The sequence below is a fragment of the Streptomyces sp. NPDC001292 genome (assembly GCF_042896465.1).
Lineage (GTDB): Bacteria > Actinomycetota > Actinomycetes > Streptomycetales > Streptomycetaceae > Streptomyces.
Map to the genome: position 1 here is coordinate 18,122 of NZ_JBIAXG010000018.1, position 19,704 is coordinate 37,825.

At 72.2% G+C, this 19,704-nt stretch carries 16 protein-coding genes and 1 pseudogene; 8 read left to right on the plus strand and 9 right to left on the minus strand.

Annotated features, from left to right (window positions below; all coding sequences use genetic code 11):
• Nucleotides 1–12: 12 nt before the first annotated feature.
• Both ACFY4A_RS20155 and ACFY4A_RS20160 read left to right on the plus strand, forming a co-directional pair.
• Nucleotides 13–450: a hypothetical protein gene (locus tag ACFY4A_RS20155; protein ID WP_390830733.1), complete on the plus strand. Its 438-nt coding sequence runs from the start codon at nucleotides 13–15 to the stop codon at nucleotides 448–450.
• A 125-nt stretch (nucleotides 451–575) separates the two neighbouring features.
• A complete protein-coding gene (locus ACFY4A_RS20160; RefSeq protein ID WP_390830734.1) occupies nucleotides 576–2,687 on the plus strand; it encodes a phage holin family protein in 2,112 nt (703 codons plus the stop codon).
• 18 nt (nucleotides 2,688–2,705) lie between these two features.
• On the opposite strand, the gene ACFY4A_RS20165 is transcribed toward ACFY4A_RS20160, so the two are convergent.
• Together ACFY4A_RS20165 and ACFY4A_RS20170 are read right to left on the minus strand one after the other, a co-directional pair.
• Nucleotides 2,706–5,420 (minus strand): VWA domain-containing protein, encoded by a 2,715-nt coding sequence (locus tag ACFY4A_RS20165; RefSeq protein ID WP_390830735.1) that lies wholly within the window; start codon nucleotides 5,418–5,420, stop codon nucleotides 2,706–2,708.
• Entirely contained in the window at nucleotides 5,410–6,189 is a 780-nt protein-coding gene (locus ACFY4A_RS20170; protein ID WP_390830736.1) for a tetratricopeptide repeat protein, read from the minus strand. Before ACFY4A_RS20170 ends, ACFY4A_RS20165 begins: the two co-directional genes overlap by 11 nt.
• A 163-nt stretch (nucleotides 6,190–6,352) precedes the next feature.
• On the opposite strand from ACFY4A_RS20170, the gene ACFY4A_RS20175 reads away from it, so the two are divergent.
• Both ACFY4A_RS20175 and dnaK read left to right on the plus strand, forming a co-directional pair.
• On the plus strand, nucleotides 6,353–6,778 hold the full coding sequence (locus tag ACFY4A_RS20175; protein WP_141356703.1) for an OsmC family protein: 426 nt from the start codon (nucleotides 6,353–6,355) through the stop codon (nucleotides 6,776–6,778).
• 152 nt (nucleotides 6,779–6,930) lie between these two features.
• Nucleotides 6,931–8,793, plus strand: a complete 1,863-nt coding sequence (gene dnaK / locus ACFY4A_RS20180; RefSeq protein ID WP_390830737.1) for a molecular chaperone DnaK — start codon at nucleotides 6,931–6,933, stop codon at nucleotides 8,791–8,793.
• 153 nt (nucleotides 8,794–8,946) lie between these two features.
• Here the strand turns inward: dnaK and ACFY4A_RS20185 are convergent, their stop codons facing one another.
• Together ACFY4A_RS20185 and ACFY4A_RS20190 are read right to left on the minus strand one after the other, a co-directional pair.
• Nucleotides 8,947–9,810: a helix-turn-helix domain-containing protein gene (locus ACFY4A_RS20185; protein WP_390830738.1), complete on the minus strand. Its 864-nt coding sequence runs from the start codon at nucleotides 9,808–9,810 to the stop codon at nucleotides 8,947–8,949.
• The gene (locus tag ACFY4A_RS20190) at nucleotides 9,803–10,663 is read right to left on the minus strand and encodes a helix-turn-helix domain-containing protein (protein WP_390830739.1); all 861 of its coding nucleotides are present in this window, start codon (nucleotides 10,661–10,663) and stop codon (nucleotides 9,803–9,805) included. The genes ACFY4A_RS20185 and ACFY4A_RS20190 overlap by 8 nt, the downstream gene beginning before the upstream one ends.
• Before the next feature lie 62 nt (nucleotides 10,664–10,725).
• Here ACFY4A_RS20190 and ACFY4A_RS20195 point away from each other — a divergent pair.
• The 3 genes and pseudogenes from ACFY4A_RS20195 to ACFY4A_RS20205 all read left to right on the plus strand — a co-directional run.
• A pseudogene (locus ACFY4A_RS20195) lies at nucleotides 10,726–11,294 on the plus strand (ADP-ribosylglycohydrolase family protein); the annotation flags it as partial.
• A 107-nt stretch (nucleotides 11,295–11,401) separates the two neighbouring features.
• Nucleotides 11,402–11,707, plus strand: coding sequence for a 4a-hydroxytetrahydrobiopterin dehydratase (locus tag ACFY4A_RS20200; RefSeq protein ID WP_390830740.1), 306 nt, complete (start codon nucleotides 11,402–11,404; stop codon nucleotides 11,705–11,707).
• Nucleotides 11,708–12,103: 396 nt separating this feature from the next.
• The gene (locus ACFY4A_RS20205) at nucleotides 12,104–13,018 is read left to right on the plus strand and encodes a class I SAM-dependent methyltransferase (protein WP_390830741.1); all 915 of its coding nucleotides are present in this window, start codon (nucleotides 12,104–12,106) and stop codon (nucleotides 13,016–13,018) included.
• Between the two features lie 40 nt (nucleotides 13,019–13,058).
• Here the strand turns inward: ACFY4A_RS20205 and ACFY4A_RS20210 are convergent, their stop codons facing one another.
• The 4 genes from ACFY4A_RS20210 to ACFY4A_RS20225 all read right to left on the minus strand — a co-directional run bounded on the left by ACFY4A_RS20210 (nucleotide 13,059) and on the right by ACFY4A_RS20225 (nucleotide 17,520).
• Nucleotides 13,059–13,415, minus strand: coding sequence for a hypothetical protein (locus tag ACFY4A_RS20210; RefSeq protein WP_390830742.1), 357 nt, complete (start codon nucleotides 13,413–13,415; stop codon nucleotides 13,059–13,061).
• A gap of 123 nt (nucleotides 13,416–13,538) precedes the next feature.
• Nucleotides 13,539–14,375 (minus strand): aldo/keto reductase, encoded by an 837-nt coding sequence (locus ACFY4A_RS20215; RefSeq protein WP_390830743.1) that lies wholly within the window; start codon nucleotides 14,373–14,375, stop codon nucleotides 13,539–13,541.
• A gap of 100 nt (nucleotides 14,376–14,475) precedes the next feature.
• Nucleotides 14,476–16,302, minus strand: coding sequence for an AMP-dependent synthetase/ligase (locus tag ACFY4A_RS20220; protein WP_390830744.1), 1,827 nt, complete (start codon nucleotides 16,300–16,302; stop codon nucleotides 14,476–14,478).
• Between the two features lie 345 nt (nucleotides 16,303–16,647).
• Nucleotides 16,648–17,520 carry a LysR substrate-binding domain-containing protein gene (locus tag ACFY4A_RS20225; RefSeq protein WP_390830745.1) on the minus strand — a complete coding sequence of 291 codons (873 nt, stop codon included), beginning with the start codon at nucleotides 17,518–17,520 and terminating at the stop codon, nucleotides 16,648–16,650.
• 197 nt (nucleotides 17,521–17,717) lie between these two features.
• Between ACFY4A_RS20225 and ACFY4A_RS20230 the strand changes: the two genes are divergently transcribed.
• The gene (locus ACFY4A_RS20230; protein WP_390830822.1) at nucleotides 17,718–18,737 is read left to right on the plus strand and encodes a bile acid:sodium symporter family protein; all 1,020 of its coding nucleotides are present in this window, start codon (nucleotides 17,718–17,720) and stop codon (nucleotides 18,735–18,737) included.
• A gap of 74 nt (nucleotides 18,738–18,811) precedes the next feature.
• On the opposite strand, the gene fdhD is transcribed toward ACFY4A_RS20230, so the two are convergent.
• Nucleotides 18,812–19,660, minus strand: coding sequence for a formate dehydrogenase accessory sulfurtransferase FdhD (fdhD, locus tag ACFY4A_RS20235; RefSeq protein ID WP_390830746.1), 849 nt, complete (start codon nucleotides 19,658–19,660; stop codon nucleotides 18,812–18,814).
• Nucleotides 19,661–19,704: the final 44 nt, after the last annotated feature.

A 19,704-nucleotide genomic window follows, 5' to 3' on the forward strand; every position in this document is an offset into this window, starting at 1 on the left:
AGGGGGGACGCCATGGGAGAAGTGCGGGATGCCCCCGGCGGGGGCGCCCCGGCGGCCGTCCGCGTCACGGCGATCGCGAGCCTGACGCCCCTGGAGGAGCTGAACGACGACCCCTTCCTGGTGGACTCCCGCAGCCAGCACGCGATGTGCGCCCGCTGGGCGGCCGAACGCGGCTACGTGATCGCGCGGGAACTGCTCGTCGGGGGGCTGCGGGCCGACCACTGCGCCCTGTGGGAGGGAGTACGCCCCGGCGTGGACCTGTTCGTCGCACCCAGCCGGCGGGTGCTGGAGCGGGCGCTGTCCTCCGTCGAGGAGTTCACCGAGGAGTGCGCGCGACGCGGGGTCCGGGTGGAGACGGTGGGCCAGGCCGAGCCCTCCTACGACGCCCAGATGAAGGCCCGCGTACACCGCCGCCTCTCCATGCCGACCGCCGGCTACGACGGCCGCTGACCCGCCCCTCCACCCCCGCTTTGTGGGCATTACCACAGGTCACGGGGGTTTGTGTGGGTGTATGACAAGCTGGGTCGCGTCCGTGTGGAGGCACGGAGCGGGGCGGGAACGGAGGATGTGTCGGCATGGGTGGCGGGCGGCGGTGGCGGCGGGCCGCCAGTCAGGTCGGGCGCAGTGCCGCGGTGTGGGCCGTCTCCACGGTCACCATGCTGCTGCTCGCCGGGATCTTGCCGGACTTCCAGTTGCAGTCGCCCGACGGCGACAGTGCCACCACCACCGCCGGGACCGCCGCGCTCGGCGCGGGCGCCTTCGGCGTGCTGTCGGCCGTGGTGTGGCCGCTGCTCGTCCGGCTGCTGCTGCTCGTGCCCGCGCTGGTCCTCGGGCTGCTGGTGTTCTTCCTCAACGGCTCACTGCTCCTGCTCGCCCTGCGCATCACCCCCTCCGGCCAGGCCGAGGCGGCCCCCGAGACCGCCGTCATCGTGGCCGCGGTGATGTCCGCGGTCGCCTCCGCCACCGGCGCCGCCCTCGCCGTGCGCGACGACGACGCCTACCGGCGCCGGCTTCACCGGCTCGCCGACCGCCGCCGCAGACGGCTGCCGCCCTGCTCGTCGACCCCCGGCACGGTCGTCGTCCAGCTCGACGGCGTCGGTCACGACGTGCTGCGGGACGCGGTGGACGCGGGCCTGATGCCGACCGTCGCCCGATGGCTCGGCGCCGGCCAGGGGCAGCCCACCCACCGGCTCACCCCCTGGCGCACCGACTGGTCCAGCCAGACCGGCGCCAGCCAGCTCGGCATCCTGCACGGATCCAACCACGACGTCCCCGCCTTCCGCTGGTACGAGAAGGACACCGGCGAGGTGATGGTCTGCAACCGCCCGAGCAGCGCCGTCGAACTCCAGCGCCGCGCCGTACGGCGCACCGGCGACGGCGGACTGCTCACCGCCGACGGAGCCAGTCGCGGCAACCTCTTCGGCGGCGGCGCCGGTGAACTCGCCCTCGTCCTGTCGGTCGCGGTCCGCCGCGATCGCGCCAGCCGCTCCCGCGCGGGCTACTTCGCCTACTTCTCCGACCCCGCCAACGCCGTGCGCACCTTCCTGTCCTTCGTCGCCGAAACCGGCCGCGAGATCGGCCAGTCCCTGCGCGCCCGGCTCCGCGAGGAGCGCCCGCGTGTCTCCCGCGGCGGCCTGTACCCGCTGATCCGCGCCTTCGCCACGGTCGTCGAACGGGACGTCGTCGTGGCCGCGGTGATGGGCGACCTGCTCGCCGGGCGCACCGCCGTCTACGCCGACCTGGTGGCGTACGACGAGGTGGCCCACCACTCCGGGCCGCACAGCCGTGACGCGGCCCAGGTACTGCGGCGGCTGGACCGCTCGCTGGCGCTGATCGAGAAGGTCGCCGAGCACGCCCCGCGCCCGTACCGGTTCGTCCTCCTGTCCGACCACGGCCAGAGCCCCGGCGAGACCTTCCGCTCCCGCTACGGCCTGACCCTGGGCGACCTGGTCCGGGCCGGCTGCGGCCTGCCCGTGCCGCGCCGGGCGGAGAGGACCCTTCCCCAAGCTCTCGGCTTCGCTCGAGCAGGGGAGACCCCAATCGGCGCCGAGGCGCGGGCCGCCGTACGGGCCGCGCTGGGCCGCCCGGTCGAGGAGAGCGGTGAGGACCGCCGGCCCTCCCGCCGCTCGGAGCCCGTCGTGCTGGCCTCCGGCAACCTGGGCCTCGTCTCCTTCCCGGACGTGCCGCACCGCATGAGCCAGGAGGAGATCGACGCCCGCCACCCCGCGCTGCTGTCCACGCTCGCCGACCACCCGGGCGTCGGCTTCCTGCTCGTGCGCAGCGAGGAGCACGGCGGTGTCGTGCTCGGCGCGCGTGGCGTGCGGATACCGCTGGCCGAGCTCGACACCGACCCCGGCCCGCTGGCCCACTTCGGCCCCGGCGCCGCCGACGCCGTACGCCGCACCCACTCCTTCCCGCACACCGCCGACATCATGGTGAACTCCTGTCACGACCCGGCCGACGGGGAGGTCCTCGCCTTCGAGGAGCAGATCGGCTCCCACGGCGGCCTCGGCGGCGCGCAGAGCCGACCCTTCCTGCTGTCGCCGCTCGACTGCTCCCCGCCGGTCGAGGACGGCGAGGAACTCGTCGGCGCCGAGCACGTCCACCGGGTGCTGCGCCGCTGGCTGCACGAGGCCGCCGGGACCGGGGCGCCGCTCACCGCGGAACCGGAGGAGCGGGCCGCCTGATCCCCCTGGTGCCGGCGGTCAGTGGTGCGGCCAGAAGCCCGATCGGACCCGGCCGAAGTCGCTCATCATCATGACCGCGGGCGCCATGCCGCCCGCGCCGTGCGGCTGGTCGCTGAACGACACCACCGTGTCCAGCGCGCTGGTCAGCGTGATCAGCTTCTGCAGGGTGACCTGGTCGTCGCGGAACTCCCGCGCCGGCAGCCGGCTGTGCGCGGCCCGCAGCACCTGGATGTGCTGCTTCAACCGCTTCGTCGCCGCGTCCCGGTCACGGTCGTACAGGTCGTCCAGCGCGTGGAAGGTGACCTCGCTGGTCCACAGGCCCATCGCGTGCACGGTCACGGTCTCCTCCGTGAGGGTGAGGCCCGTGGCCAGGTCGAGCTCGTGCCGGTGCCCCTCGCGGCTGACGGTGTCGACGTACTGCAGGGCCCCGGTGCCCAGTGGGTGCGGCTCGCGGCCCGGCGGCACGGTCAGCTCGAGGACGATCCAGTACGTCTCCCCGAACGCGAGGTCGGGCGCGAAGATGCGGATGCCGGTCTCGTGGGTGATGAGGTCCGGGAGGGTCTCGGCGCCGTAGTCCCGCCGCGCGCGCTCGGCCGCCTGGGCCGCCTCCCGCAGCACCGCCGCCCGGGCGCGCGGGTCGGTGACCAGGTCGTGGCCGTACAGGTGCCTGATCTCCACGTCCGGGGCGATGTCGAGGCGGAGCTGGATGTCGATGGCGGCCAGGTGGTCGCGCCGGTTCAGGTCGGCGAGCAGGTCCGTGCCCACCTGCTCGGGCCGGGTGACGAACGTCGAGTGACCGCCGGCCAGCCCGGCCAGCGCCGCCAGTTCGGGCATCCGGGCGTCGGAGCCGAAACCGAAGCACGACACGGTGAGGTCGCCGCGGAGCTTGGCCGCGATGTTCGTGCGGATCCTGACCCAGTCCCGTTCGCCGGAGGTCGGGCCGCCGTCGGAGAAGAGGTACAGGCAGTTGACCGTGCGCCCGCCGAGGGCGTTCCGGCCGATCTCGTCGATGCCGTACTGCACACCGAGGTTGATGTCCGTGCCGCCGCCGGCTCTCAGCCCGGCCACCACCTGCGCGAAGTGCTCGCGCGGCAGCTCCCGCTTGGCGGTGGCGGGCAGCACCGTGCGGACGCGGTGGTCGAAGGTGATGACGCCCAGGCAGTCCGTCGGCCGCAGTCGGTCGTAGAGGGTCTGCAGGGCCGCCTTGACGCAGTCGAGCTTCTCGCCGCGCATCGAGCCGCTGGTGTCCACGACGAAGACGAAGTTGACGGGAAGCGGCTCGGCGGGGGCGTCCCCGGGGTGCGCCTCGCCCGCCTTGAGAGTGATCTCCAGGAAGTGGGTCGTCGCCTCGTCGGCCCTGAACTCCCCCTGCGCGGCCGCCAGCCCGTGGCTGACGCCGACGGCCCGGCCGGGCGGGGGACCGGGCACCTGCTCGGTGCGGGCCGCCACGAAGTCGTCGAACCGGATCTGCTCCTGGCCGATGATCAGGCCCTGCTCGATGAGATCCCGCACGCCGAGAGGGGAACGGGTGCCGAAGGCGCTGTTGCGGCGGATGAAGAGACCGTCGTGGGGGAGGGGCCGGCCGGTGCGTAGGAACAGGGGTGGGCGACGGCCGGGCTGGGCGTCATGGCTGATGGTGCGCCGTTGCGAGGCGGCACTGAGGTGATCGGTCGTTGCTGCCGTGGATTCGGGGACCTCGTGGGGGCTGAGACGGCCGAGGAACTCGTAGTCCTCGCCGCCGCGCCTCATGGGCGCTCGGGTCTCCCCGTCGAGGGAGGCTGGAAGGAGCCGGTTGTCCTCGTCCGGGGGCGGACCGCTCAGACAGCCGGTGTTGTACGTGCCGCCGGTGTACGTGACGCCGAGTTCCCCGGCGGACGCCGTCCCCGACCGCCGCCGGGAGAACCGCCCCGCGAGCGGGGCGAACGCCGACCGGATCTCCCGACCCGCTTGCAGCCATCCCCACAGCAGGGCGTCCGGGCTGTCGGGGGCTGGCGCGGTGAGCCCGGGGTGCACGACGGCCGTCAGCGTCAGGGACCAGCGCACGGCCCGTCGTAGCTCCACCACCCAGTCCTCGGCGCTCTCCCCGAGCACCGGCCCGGCCGGCAGGCCGATGCGGGCCGCGAAGTCCCGGCACAGCGGCGCGCGCTCGGCGCGTACCGCCCGCCCGGCCGCCGGAGCACCCTCCCGGGGCAGCTCCACCACCAGGAGAGCCAGCCGTTCCTCGTCGTCCGGGCCCATGGGCCCCGGCGCTGCCGAGCCGTCCGGGAGCGGAGCACCCGGCGCAAGCGGCGACTCCTCCGAGGACGACGCCGCCTCCGACGACGAGGCACCCTCCACCAGAGAGTTCTCCTCCGGGCGTGAAGCCCTTTCCGGAAGCGATGCCTCCACCACGGCGGCCGGTTCGCACAGCCGCAGTCCGGCTCCGCAGCGCAGGAGGTCCCACAGCGCGCCGCCCGGCCGGGGGCGCGGATCGCGCAGGATCCGATCGCCCGGGTGGATCACGAGCACCGCGTCCGGGTGCCGGGCGAGGAGTGCGTCGGCCTCCTCCGCCGAGCGGGCCACGGGAGTCACCGGGCGCAGACCCGCCCTGGCCGCCGCGTACAGCGCCTCGCGCAGCGGATCCTCCGGTTCGCCGTGCGTCCCACCGTCCGCGCCCCCGCCCGCGACGGTGACCGGCGGAAGGAAGACGACCGTCTCCCGCTCCTCCCCGTGCCTGCTCCGCTCACTCCGCATGGACATCCTCCGTGGTACGGGTGGGAAGCGGGCACCGCGCCTCGAGTTCCGTGCGGGTGCGCACCCCACCGTCGAACATTCCCTCGGCCCGCAACTGGCGCAGCCACGCGTCGAGTTCGCCGCTCAGACCGGTGCTGTCCACCGACAGCCGCGCGGCTCGGTCACGCCGGTCGGGGTCGCCCGCCAGCAGGAGCAGCTCTATCTTCAGCGCGATGCTGTACGGGTCCCGGCCGTCCAGCTTCAGCGCCTCCTCGACATAGCCGGACGCCACGTCGAGGTTGGACCGGACCAGCGCGATCCTGGCCTTCCAGTACCAGAACACCGACGACTCGCGGTCCGGCCGGGACGCCTCCAGGGCGCGCTCCGCCTGGTCGGCCTCCCCGCTCTCGACGTGCCGGCGCACCGCGGTGAGCCTGCGCTCCGAGCCGCTCGGGCCGCCGGCCTTCGCGCGGGCCGCCGGGCCCGTGACCACGCGCACCGCGATGAACAGCACCGCCAGCAGGAACAGCAGCAGCATGCCCACGAGGACGAGGAACTGCTGAACGCCCTGGCTTTCGGCGAGGGTGGCGAAGATCCCGAGGATCGCCACGACGAAGGCCAGCACGACCACGGCCCCGAACAGGGCGGTCGCCTGCGCCGACGTGAGCGTCCGGAACATCCGCCTGCGGATGATGTCGCGCACGAGGTCCCGGTAGAGCAGGTACAGGACACCGAGAGCGACCCCACCAAATCCCGCGATTCCCCCGAGGACTTGGAAGAGTTCGACCATGGAACGGACTGTAGGCCCTCCCCCCGCCGTCCGGCAGGCGATTCCCGCAGCTTCTCCGGCAGGTCGCGGCCCGTTCGGTGGGTGCGTACGGCGCGGATGTGATCGGATGGCGGTTACGGAACCCCGGCAAACGGGAACCTAGGCGAAAGGTATGGAACCAACCGTGGCAACCACGCGCACCGCTCACACCGTCTGGGAAGGCAACCTGCTCGAGGGCAACGGCGTCGTCACCTTCGACTCCTCCGGCATCGGCCAGCAGCCGGTGTCGTGGCCGTCGCGCGCCGAGCAGGCGAACGGGAAGACCAGCCCCGAGGAGCTGATCGCCGCCGCCCACTCCAGCTGTTTCTCCATGGCGCTGTCGCACGGCCTGGCCGGGGCCGGCACCCCGCCCACCACCCTGCGGACGAAGGCGGACGTCACCTTCCAGCCGGGCGAGGGCATCACGGGCATCCACCTCAGCGTCGAGGGCACGGTCCCCGGCATCGACAACGACGCGTTCGTCGCCGCGGCCGAGGAGGCCAAGAAGAACTGCCCGGTCAGCCAGGCCCTGACCGGTACGACGATCACCCTGGACGCCAAGCTCGCCTGACGCGAGGCCTACGTCCGACGACGGTGCCGCGCCCGCCCCGGGCGCGGCATCGGTGTCCCGGGGTAGAGAGGCAGTCGGCGGGTACGCGGCATTGACAACAGCGCACTCAAGTTTTGTGCTGGAGAGCAGGAGGCGCCCGGAAGGGGACGAAGATGGCACGTGCGGTCGGGATCGATCTCGGGACGACGAACTCGGTGGTGGCCCTGCTGGAAGGCGGCGACCCCACCGTCGTCGCCAACGCCGAGGGCGCGCGCACCACACCGTCGGTCGTGGCGTTCGCCAAGAACGGCGAGGTGCTCGTCGGCGAGGTGGCCAAGCGGCAGGCGGTGACGAACGTCGAGCGCACCGCACGCTCGGTCAAGCGGCACATGGGGGACGCGAACTGGCGCTTCCCCGACAAGGGCTCCGTCGACGGCACCCGCTACCGGGCGCAGGAGTTGTCCGCGCGCGTCCTGCAGAAGCTGAAGCGGGACGCGGAGTCCTACCTCGGCGAGGACGTCACGGACGCGGTGATCACCGTACCCGCGTACTTCGACGACGCCCAGCGGCAGGCGACGAAGGAGGCCGGGGAGATCGCCGGCCTGAAGGTCCTGAGGATCATCAACGAGCCGACGGCCGCCGCGCTCGCCTACGGCCTGGACCGGGGCGAGGAGCAGACCGTGCTCGTCTTCGACCTCGGCGGCGGCACCTTCGACGTCTCCCTGCTGGAGATCGGCGACGGCGTCATCGAGGTCAAGGCCACCAACGGCGACACCCATCTCGGCGGCGACGACTGGGACCAGCGGGTCGTCGAGCACCTGGTCAAGCGGTTCAAGGGCCAGTACGGCATCGACCTCGGCAACGACAAGATGGCGGTGCAGCGGCTGCGCGAGGCCGCCGAGAAGGCCAAGATCGAGCTGTCGTCGTCCTCCGAGACGACGATCAACCTGCCCTACATCACGGCCTCCGCCGAGGGGCCGCTGCACATGGACGAGAAGCTGACCCGGGCCCAGTTCCAGGAGCTGACCGCCGATCTGCTGGACCGCTGCCGCAAGCCCTTCCACCAGGCCGTCAAGGACGCGGGCGTCAAGCTGCCGGCCGTCGACCACGTGATCCTCGTCGGCGGCTCCACCCGGATGCCGGCCGTGACCGACCTGGTGCGGGAGCTGACCGGCAAGGACCCGCACAAGGGCGTCAACCCCGACGAGGTGGTGGCCGTGGGCGCCGCCCTCCAGGCGGGCGTGATCCGCGGCGACGTCAAGGACGTCCTCCTCCTCGACGTCACCCCGCTGTCCCTCGGCATCGAGACCAAGGGCGGCATCATGACCAAGCTCATCGAGCGCAACACCACGATCCCGACCCGGCGTTCGGAGATCTTCACCACCGCCACAGACAACCAGCCCTCGGTCGGCATCCAGGTCTACCAGGGCGAACGTGAGATCGCCGCGTACAACAAGAAGCTCGGCGTCTTCGACCTCACCGGTCTGCCGCCCGCCCCGCGCGGGGTGCCGCAGATCGAGGTCGCCTTCGACATCGATGCCAACGGGATCATGCACGTCTCGGCCAAGGACCTCGCCACCGGCCGCGAGCAGAAGATGACCGTGACCGGTGGCTCGGCGCTGCCCAAGGACGACATCGACCGCATGATGCGGGAGGCCGAGCAGTACGCCGAGGAGGACCGCAAGCGCCGGGAGACCGCCGAGACCCGCAACCAGGCCGAGCAGCTCGTCTACCAGACGGAGAACTTCCTCCGCGACAACGGCGACCGCGTCCCCGCCGACACCAAGTCGGAGGTCGAGGCCGCCGCCGCCGAGGTGAAGGCCCTCCTGGAGCAGCAGGCGGAGACCCCGGCGCTGCGCACGGCCATCGACAAACTGGCCTCCGTCAGCCAGCGGATGGGCCAGGCGATGTACGCCCAGGCCCAGCAGAGCGGCACGGAGAGCACCGGACAGCAGACGGCACCGCCCGACGAGGACTCGGTGGTGGACGCGGAGATCGTCGACGACGAACGCGACACCAGGGGCGGGGCCGCCTAGGGTCTTTCGTTCGGATCGGGCCGGACCAGGGAGCGGGGTCGACAACGCGGCTGGGGGTCCCCCCTGCTCGAAGAGCTTGGGGGAGCGGCACCAGGGCCCGCGAGCCCGGCTGATCCGAACGAGAGGCCCTGGGTCAGGTCGCCGGGATGCGGGTCACAGGTTCTTGCGGTACTCCCGCAGCAGCTCGCGGGTCTGCTCGGCGGTGGCGGCGGTGGCCGTCATGCGGTCGAGGACCTCGAGGTGCGTGGAGATCTCCGTGCGGGAGTCCAGGTACAGGGCGCCGGTCAGGTATTCGGTGTAGACCAGGTCGGGCAGTTCCGGCTCGGCGAAGCGGAACAGCGAGAACGGCCCGTACGTCCCCGCGTGCGGCCCCCGCGCGAACTCGGCGACCTGCACCGTCACCCGGTCCCGCTCGGTGTACTCGAGCAGCTTGTCGAGCTGCTCGCGCATCACCTCGGGGCGGTCGCCCACCGGCCGCCGCAGCACCGTCTCGTCGATGATCGCCCACAGGTGCGGCGGATCCGGCCGCTCCAGCAGCGCTTGCCGGGCCATCCGCAGCGACACGTGCCGCTCGACCGCGTCCGGCCTGCGCTGTCCGACCGTCCCGGCCTCCAGCACCGCGTGCGCGTAGCCCTCCGTCTGGAGCAGACCCGGCACGAAGTGCGGCTCGTAGGAGCGGATCAGCCGGGCGGCGCCCTCCAGGCTCACATACAGGCTGAACCACTCCGGCAGCACGTCGTGGAACCGCTGCCACCAGCCCGGCGCGTTGGCCTCCTCGGCCAGCGAGACGAACGCGGCAGCCGCCTCGTCGCCCACCCCGTAGGCGGTCAGCAGCATCTGCACGTACGGGATCTTCAGCGCGACCTCGGCCGTCTCCATCCGCCGTACGGTCGCGGGGGCCACCCGCAGGACGCGCGCGGCCTCCTCGCGTCCCAGTCCGGCCTTCTCCCGCAGCTCCTGAAGTCGTCTGCCGAGCACCACCTGGCCCACGGTGGGTGCCGCCCGCCGCTCACTCACGCCACGCCTCCCGGCTCTCTCCCGCCCACGACGAGTGAAGGTACTCGACGGTGGCCGGGTCGGCGGGCAGGAACGTCTCGATCGCGAGTTCCGCCACCGTCACGTCCATGGGCGTGTTGAAGGTGGAGATGGAGGAGACGAACGACAGCACCCGCCCATCGTGCTCGATCCGCAGCGGCAGCGCGAAGTACGGCACCTGCGCGGGCGGCTCCGCCGCCTCCGGCGCGCTCCGCGGCACCGGGTAGGCCGCCACCTCCTCGTACAGCTCGCGCAGCGCGGCCGAGCGGTGCAGCGCGAACTGCCGCTCCATCTGGGCGAGCAGATGCCCGCGCCACTCGCGCAGGTTGCGGATGCGCGGCGCCAGGCCCTCCGGGTGCAGGGTCAGCCGCATCGCGTTCAGCGGCGCGGCGAGCAGCCGTTCCGGTACGCCCTCCAGCAGCATCGTGATGCCCCGGTTCGCGCTCACCACGTCGTACGTCGCGTCGACCACCAGCGCCGGATACGGCTCGTACCCCTGGATCAGCCGCTCCAGGCCCTCGCGCAGCGGGCCGAGCGCCGGGTCGTCCAGCGGGGTCTGCCGGTAATGCGGGGCGTAACCGGCGGCCAGCAGCAGGGCGTTGCGCTCCCGCACCGGCACCTCCAGGTGCTCCGCCAGCCGCAGCACCATCTCCTCGCTCGGCCGGGACCGTCCGGTCTCGATGAAGCTGATGTGCCGGGCCGAGGAGTCGGCGCGCAGCGCCAGTTCGAGCTGACTGATCCGCCGCCGCTCCCGCCAGGACCGCAGCAACGGGCCCACGCCCTGGGCTGCGGGGGCGGTGGGGGACACGGTGGTGCCGGACGCGACAATGGTCATAGGCCCGACCGTAGTCGAGGAGGGGGCGTATGACCGAGCCGTGGAAGCCGTCCTGGGAGGCGACGGCGGTGTTCGGACTGACCCGCACCGACCCCGCCGCCGCCTTCGGCACGGCCGCCCGCTGCGCCCAGACGACCCACGGCCACCCCACCGCTACGCGGCCGGCGCGCTCGCCGTGATCGTCGCGTACCTCATGTCCGGGGAGTCCGTCGAGGGCGCGGTCCTGCGTGCGCTGCGGTTGCTCGCCCGCCCCCAAGCTCTCGGCTCCACTCGAGCAGGGGGACCCCCCATCCCCGGGCACGAGCAGACCAGCGCCGCCCTGGAGCAGGCCCTCGACCTGGCCGCGCAGGGCGCTCCGACACTCGAGAGGCTTCAGCGGCTCGACGCCGGATGGGTCGCCGAGGAAGCCCTCGCCATCGGCGTCCGCAGCGCCCTGGCCGCCCCGCGCGCCGAGGACGCCCTGCTGCTCGCCGTCGACCACTCGGGTGACAGTGACTCCACCGGCTCCACCTGCGGAAACCTCCGCGGCGCCCGGCACGGCGACCACGGCCTCCCGCACACCTGGATGGAACACGTCGAGGGCCGCGCCAGGACCGCCGACCTGGCGGACGACCTCGCGACCGAGTGCGTGGCCGGCCGAGCCGCGGGCCCGTTCCGGCCCGGGACGCGACGGCCCTCCTGTGGCAGTCTGAACAGGAACGCGAGGTCCAGCAGAGGTCCAGGAAGGGAGCCGGTCCCATGCCCGTCGCACCGCTGTCGCACAAGGAGATCGAGGACCGGCTGGCCGAGCTGCCCGGCTGGTCCGTCGACGGGGACCGCCTCACCCGCTCCTTCCGGCTCGGCTCGCACTTCGCGGCGACGGCGATGGTCGTGCACATCGCCCAGGTCCAGGAGGAGCTCGACCACCACTCCGACCTCACCCTCGGCTACAACACCGTCTCGCTCAGCGTGAACACCCACAGCGCGGGCGGCGCAGTCACCGAGAAGGACTTCGAACTCGCCCGCCGGGTGCAGGACCTCGCACCGGGACACGGGGCGAGCTGAGCCGCGCCGGGACAGGGAGGGGGATCCGCGTGCTGGACTACGACGAGGAAGCCGCCCGACCGACGAGGGCAAGGGCTTCGACCGCATGTGCGGCCCGACCTACGGGGGCAACGTCCGCAACGGCAACAGCATGTCGGGCGCGCTGCCGAACGCCCCCGTGTCCCTGGTTCTCCGCCCGGTTCCAGGAGCTGAGGAAGAACGCGTACCCGCCTCTGCCGTGATCTGAGGCGATCCGCCGGGGCCGGCCCTGCCGGGCGGCCCGGCGGGCCGCGAACGGCTCCTCCCCGCGGCCAGGGGCCTGTGCTCCCGGCCGTTTTGCCGCCTCGGCAACAGGACTGGCCCTCTCCCGGTGCGTCGGCGCAGGCTGGCCGCACCGGACAAGAGAGGCTGATCAGCATGGCGCACGGACACCACGGACACCACGACCACGAGGGGGCCCACCCCGGCCGGCACGACCACCACGGTCACACCGACATCGACTGGGCAGTCATGGCTGCGCTGCTGGAGGCCCAGGCGGAGCTGTTCACGCCCCTGTACGGGAAGGTCATGGCGTGGCTGGGGGAGAAGGCGCCCGAACCCGGCCTGATCGTCGACGCCGGCAGCGGGCCGGGCGTGGTCTCCTGCCTCTTCGCCGAGGCGTTCCCGGGCGCGCGGGTCGTCGCGGTGGACGGCTCCGAACCGTTGCTGGCCCTGGCCCGGGCCCGGGCCGCCCGCCTCGGCCTGGCAGACCGCCTCGGCACCGCCGCAGGTGAACTCCCCGGTGTGCTGGAAGAGTTGGAATACCCGGTGGATCTGCTGTGGGCCGGCAACAGTCTGCACCACCTGGGCGACCAGCGGGCCGCCCTCGCCGCGTTCGCCGAGCGGCTGGCGCCCGGCGGCACGCTCGCCCTGCTGGAGGGCGGCCTGCCCGCCCGGTTCCTGCCCCGCGACATCGGCATCGGCAGGCCCGGCCTCCAGACCCGGCTCGACGTGGTGCAGGAGGACTGGTTCGCGCGCATGCGGGCCGAGTTGCCGGGCTCGGTCGCCGAGACCGAGGACTGGCCGGCGCTGCTGGAGTCCGCGGGCCTGAAGCCCAGCGGCACCCGCAGCTTCCTGCTGGACCTGCCCGCCCCGGTCTCGGACGCGGCCCGCGCCTATGTCGCCGCCGACCTGAACCGGCGTCGCGAGTCCCTGGAGAGCGACATCGACGACGAGGACCGTGCCACTCTCGACCGGCTCCTCGACCCCGAGGACGAGGCCGGCGTGCACCGCAGGAACGACCTCTTCGTGCTCAAGGCGCACACGGTGTACACGGCGGTCCGGACCGCCTGAGCCGCAGGGGCGCGGCAATCGCTCGGCCCGTGTACCCGGCTCAGTCGGCCTCGATGAACTCCTGCGCCGGCCTCTCGCCGAGGGCATGCGCCGCGCTGTGGCTCCCGATCGGCGAGACCCGGGAGTTCTTGAACAGGATGCAGGTCACGCCGGAGTCCACGCCGCCGGTGGCCGGGTCCGGGTCGATGCCGAGGTCCTGGGCGGTGGCGTACGAGGCCTCACCGGTGATCTCCTTGGAGACCTGCTGACAGGTCGTCACCTTTGCGAGCCGGTCGGCGGTACCGACCGAGCCCTCCCCGGCGGGCCGCGGTCCGCCGGCGCCGGGCGCGTTCGCGGGGAGCACTCCGGTGGTGAGCAGGGCCGCACCCAGGGCCGCGGCGAGGGGCGGTCTTCGCATGTGCCCTGTGTGATCCTTCTGTCAGGAAAGTTTCCTTACCTGGAGGCGTCTCGATATCGACGGCGCACGACGCGTCCCGTAACCGCCGGGCAGTGGTTCAGGACGCGCCGCGCGCTGTGCGGGTCAGGCCATCTCGAAGGTCGCCGGGTTCGGGCCCAGACGCCGGTCCTCGTTCAGGGCGCCGATCGCCGCGAGGTCCTCGTCGTCCAGTCTGAAGTCGAAGACGTCGATGTTCTCCCGGATCCGGGAGGGCGTCACCGACTTCGGGATCACGACGTTGCCGAGCTGGAGGTGCCAGCGCAGCACGATCTGGGCGGGCGTGCGGTTGTGCTTCTGCGCGATCGCCACGATCGCCGGAACCTCCAGCAGGCCCTTGCCCTGGCCGAGCGGGGACCAGGCCTCGGTGGTGATGCCCTGCTCCGAGTGGTACTCGCGGGCGGCGTGCTGCTGGAGGTGCGGGTGCAGCTCGATCTGGTTGACCGCCGGGATCACCGAGGTCTCGGCGATCAGGCGATCGAGGTGCTCGGGAAGGAAGTTGGAGGTGCCGATCGCCCGGATGCGCCCGTCGGCGTACAGCTTCTCGAACGCCTTGTAGGTGTCGACGAACTTCCCCCGGGCCGGCGTCGGCCAGTGGATCAGGTACAGGTCCACGTACTCCAGGCCGAGCTTGGCCAGCGACGCGTCGAAGGCGCGCAGCGTGGAGTCGTACCCGTGGTCGCTGTTCCAGAGCTTGGTGGTGACGAAGACCTCCTCGCGGGGGATCCCGGAGGCGGCGATGGCCTTGCCGGTGCCCTCTTCGTTGCCGTAGATCGCCGCTGTGTCGACGCTGCGGTACCCGGCCTCCAACGCGGTGGCGACGGCCCGCTCCGCCTCGTCGTCCGGCACCTGCCAGACGCCGAAGCCCAGCTGGGGCATCTCGACGCCGTTGTTGAGGATGATCGGGGGGACCTTGCTGCTCACGAGCTTCTCGATCCTTCGGTTGTCGTCGTGTGTCGGTGCCATGGTCAACGATCACGGGCCGTATCGCATTCCTGATCGGCCCCTGGCGGTGCGGCCCCGCTCAGACCTGGTACAGCGCCTCCACCTCGACGGCGTACGCGTTCTCGATGGCCTTGCGCTTGAGCTTCAGGGACGGGGTCAGCAGACCGTGCTCCTCGGTGAACGGCTGGGCGAGGATCCGGAAGGTGCGGATCGACTCGGCCTGGGAGACCAGCGTGTTGGCGGCGACCACCGCACGGCGGACCTCGGTCTCCAGGTCGGCGTCGTGCACCAGCCGGGCCGCCGGCATCCGCGGCTTGCCGCGCATCTGGAGCCAGTGCTCGACGGCCTCCTGGTCGAGGGTGACCAGCGCGGCGACGTAGGGGCGGTCGTTGCCGACGACGATGCACTGGGAGATCAGCGGGTGGTCGCGCACCCGTTCCTCCAGCAGGCCCGGCGCGACGCTCTTGCCGCCGGAGGTCACCAGGATCTCCTTCTTGCGGCCGGTGATCGTCAGGTAGCCGTCCTCGTCGAGGGAGCCGAGGTCCCCGGTGGCCAGCCAGCCGTCGTGCAGGGTCTCGTCGGTGGCCTTCTCGTTGTGGAGGTAGCCCTGGAAGACGTTGCCGCCGCGCAGCCAGATCTCGCCGTCGTCGGCGATGTGCACGGTGGTGCCCGGAATGGGCTGCCCGACCGTGCCGTAGCGGGTGCGTTCGGGCGGGTTGGCGGTGGCCGCCGCGGTGGACTCGGTCAGTCCGTAGCCCTCGTAGATCTGCACGCCGGCGCCCGCGAAGAACAGGCCGAGGCGGCGGTCCATGGCCGAGCCGCCGGACATCGCGTTGCGGATCCTGCCGCCCATCGCGGCGCGCACCTTGGAGTACACGAACGTGTCGAAGAACTGGTGCTGCATCCGCAGGCCGGCCGAGGGGCCGGGGCCGACGCCCCACGCCTTGGCCTCGACGGCGTCCGCGTACTTCACGGCGACCTCGACGGCCTTCTCGAACGGCCCGTCCCTGCCCTCCTTCTCCGCCTTGCGGCGGGCCGCGTTGAACACCTTCTCGAAGATGTACGGCACCGCCAGGATGAACGTCGGCCGGAACGCCTGGAGGTCGGGCAGCAGCGCGGCGGCGTTCAGCTGCGGCTGATGGCCGAAACGGACCTTGCCGCGGATCGCGGCGACCTCCACCATCCGGCCGAAGACGTGGGCGAGCGGCAGGAACAGCAGCGTCGCCGCCTCGTCGCCCTTCTTGCTGTGGAACACCGGCTCCCAGCGCTCGATCACCGTGTCCGACTCGTACATGAAGTTGCCGTGCGACAGCACGCAGCCCTTGGGACGGCCGGTGGTGCCGGAGGTGTAGATGACGGTCGCGACCGAGTCCGGGGTGACCGCCTGCCGGTGCCGGTGCACCACGTCGTCGTCGATGTGCCCGCCCGCGTCGTACAGCTGCTGCACGACGCCGGTGTCCAGCTGCCACAGCAGGCGCAGTTGCGGGAGCCGGTCGATGACGGTGGCGATCGTCATCGCGTGCTCCTCGTGCTCCACGACCGCCGCCGTGACCTCCGCGTCGTACAGCGTCCAGAAGCACTGCTCGGCCGAGGAGGTGGGGTAGAGCGGCACCACCTGGGCACCGATCGTCCACAGCGCGAAGTCGAACAGCGTCCACTCGTAGCGGGTACGGGACATGATCGCGACGCGGTCGCCGAAGCGGATGCCCTGGGCGAGCAGGCCCTTGGCGAGGGCCAGCACCTCGTCGCGGAACTCGGCGCAGGTCACGTCCCGCCACCTGCCGAACTCGTCCTTGCGGCCGAGCGCGATGTGCAGCGGGTCGTCCTGGGCATGCTGGAAGACGACGTCGGCCAGTCCGCCCACCGGTGGTGGCAACCTCGACGGAGGGCTGGTGAACTCGCGCAAAGCCCGCTCCCGTTCCTTGTGACGCTCCGCACAGCGCCGTGAAAGCTACCCCAGCGCGGCAGGGGACGGGAGGGCCCGCGAAGGCGAGCGGCGCCCCGGTGGACGCCGGAAAATGCGCTCACAAGGGGAAGGGTCGGACAGGCTTTCTTACGGATCAGTAAGGTTCGGTGCCGTTATCTCCACCGAATCTGTACGGCCCGATTACGGCCCTCGCGACCGGCCGGCCCGACACCCGCGGCGACCGCGGTGGGCAAGCCGGGCGCCGGTCGCGAGAGTCGTGGGCAGACCCGGACCACCCGAACCGGCCAGGGCGAGGGCGGTGGGGAGGCCCGGACCGGCCGCCGTCTAGCCGGCTCCGCGCCGGTGGAGGCGGTCGCCGCTGGTCAGGATGGCCGTGGCCAGGGCGTCGGCCGCGTGGTGCGGAGTGTCGTGGCGGCGGCCGTGGACGAGGACGAAGTCGACTCCGCCCAGTTCCGGCAGGCCCGCACGGTCCGGGACACGCACCAGGCCCGGCGGGATCAGGCCACGGGAGTGGGCCATCACACCCAGGCCCGCGCGGGCGGCGGCGACCAGGCCGTTGAGGCTGCCGCTGGTGCAGGCGACGCGCCACGGCCGGCCCTGGCGCTCCAGGGCCTCCAGGGCGAGGGCCCGGGAGATGCCGGGCGGCGGGTACACGATGAGGGGCACCGGGCGATCGGGGTCCAGACGCAGCCGCTCGGCGCCGATCCAGACCAGGCGGTCGCGCCAGACCGGTTCGCCGTGCGGGTCCTCGGGGCGCCGCTTGGCCAGCACCAGGTCCAGCTTTCCGGCGGCGAGCTGTTCGTGCAGGGTGCCCGACAGCTCCACCGTCAACTCCAGGTCGACCTCGGGATGCTCGTAGCGGAAGCCCTCCAGGATCTCCGGCAGCCGGGTCAGCACGAAGTCCTCCGACGCGCCGAACCGCAGCCGGCCGCGCACCCGGGCGCCGGTGAAGAACGCCGTCGCCTGCTCGTGCACCTGGAGGATCCGCCGCGCGAAGCCCAGCATGGCCTCGCCGTCCTCGGTCAGCTCCACCGAGTGGGTGTCGCGGGAGAACAGCAGCCTGCCGGTCGCGTCCTCCAATCGGCGCACGTGCTGGCTGACGGTCGACTGACGCAGCCCGAGCCGCCGCGCCGCCCCCGTGAAGCTGAGGGTCTGGGCCACGGTCAGGAAGGTGCGCAACTGGGCGGGGTCGTACACGAGGCACAGGTTACCGCGGTCATCGCGAAACACGATGACAGTCAGAGCGGTGTGACGGATTCCCGATCGGCCGCGCGAGGAGCACGATGGAGAGGGGCCCCGTCGGCCCCCTACCGAACGGGCATGACGGCGCCCGTACCGAACCGAAGAGCACGAGCAAGTGGAGCACCGTGAAACGCCTGCGCCGGACGAACTGGCTGCCGATCGACCCGTACATCGTCCTGTTGCTGGGGACGGTGGGCATCGCGGCACTCCTCCCGGCCCGCGGCACGGCCGCCCATGTGGCCTCGGGCGCCTCGACCGCCGCGATCGCCCTGCTGTTCTTCCTCTACGGCGTCCGCCTGTCCACCCGTGAGGCACTGGACGGCCTGAAGCACTGGCGGCTGCACGTCACTGTCCTGGCCTGCACCTTTCTGGTCTTCCCGCTGCTCGGCATCGCCGCAGGCGGACTCGTCCCGGTGCTGCTGAACCAGCCGCTCTACCAGGGCCTGCTCTTCCTCACCCTGGTCCCGTCGACCATCCAGTCGTCGATCGCGTTCACCTCCATCGCCCGCGGCAACGTGCCCGCCGCGATCTGCGCCGGCTCCTTCTCCTCGATGGTCGGCATCATCCTCACCCCGCTGCTCGCGGCGGCGCTGCTCGGCAGCGGCGGCGGCGGCTTCTCCGGGCACTCGCTGGTCACGATCGTGGTGCAACTGCTCGTGCCGTTCGTCGCCGGCCAGGTCCTCAGGCCGTGGATCGGGCGCTTCGTCGCCCGGCACAAGAAGGCTCTCGGCCTGGTCGACCGCGGCTCGATCCTGCTCGTGGTCTACACCGCGTTCAGCGAGGGCATGGTGCGCGGCATCTGGCACCAGGTCAGTCCCGTACGGCTCGGCGGGCTGCTCGTCGTGGAGGCCCTGCTGCTCGCCGTGATGCTCGCCCTGACCTGGTACGGCACACGGGCGCTGGGCTTCTCCCGCGAGGACCGCGTCGCCGTGCAGTTCGCGGGCTCGAAGAAGTCGCTGGCCTCCGGGCTGCCCATGGCCGGCGTCCTGTTCGGCGCCCATGCCTCGCTCGCCGTGTTGCCGCTGATGCTCTTCCACCAGATGCAGCTCATGGTGTGCGCGGTGATCGCCAAGCGCCGGGCGCACGACCCCGAGCCGCGGCAGGAGGCCACCGGGCGGGCGTCGGCCGCGGCGTCACGGACCGTGGTCGGTACGGCCACCGGTCCCCGTTGACGTCCGTGACACCGGCGCGGCCACCTGATCGGGCCGGTGTCGCACGGCCGCGCGGCGGCGGCCGTCGGGGCGGCTCAGCCGTGGGCGGCCGCCTCCCGCAGGGCGATCCGCTCCCCGCCCGCGTACACGTTCATGGAGCTGCCCCGCAGGAAGCCCACCAGCGTCAGTCCCGTCTCCGCGGCCAGGTCCACCGCCAGGGACGACGGCGCCGAGACGGCCGCCAGGACCGGGATGCCCGCCATGACGCCCTTCTGGGCCAGCTCGAAGGACGCACGGCCCGAGACCAGCAGGATCCTGCGCGACAGGGGCAGGTCGCCGTGCTGCAGGGCGCGGCCGATCAGCTTGTCGACCGCGTTGTGCCGGCCCACGTCCTCCCGTATGTCCAGCAGTTCGCCGTCCTCGGCGAACAGGGCCGCCGCGTGCAGCCCGCCGGTGCGGTCGAAGACGCGCTGGGCGGCCCGCAGCCGGTCGGGCAGGCTCGCCAGCAGCTCGGGCCCGACACGCAGCGGGGGCGTGTCGGAGATCGGCCAGCGGGCCGTCGTACGGACCGCGTCCAGGCTCGCCTTGCCGCACAGGCCGCACGACGAGGTCGTGTACACGTTGCGTTCGAGGGTGATGTCGGGCAGGACGACGTCCGGCGCCGTCTTCACGTCCACCACGTTGTACGTGTTCGACCCGTCCACCGTCGCGCCCGCGCAGTACACGATGTTCAGCAGGTCGGACCTGGCGCCCAGCACGCCTTCGCTCACCAGGAAACCGGCCGCCAGCGCGAAGTCGTCACCCGGTGTGCGCATGGTGATCGCGAGCGGCTTGCCGTTCAGCCGGATCTCCAGCGGCTCCTCGGCGACCAGCGTGTCGGGGCGGGACGAGACGGCTCCGTCCCGGATGCGGATCACCTTGCGTCGTTCCGTGACTCGTCCCATGTCCTGATCAGCCCCGGTTCTGTGCGCTCTCCGGCCGAAGCGGC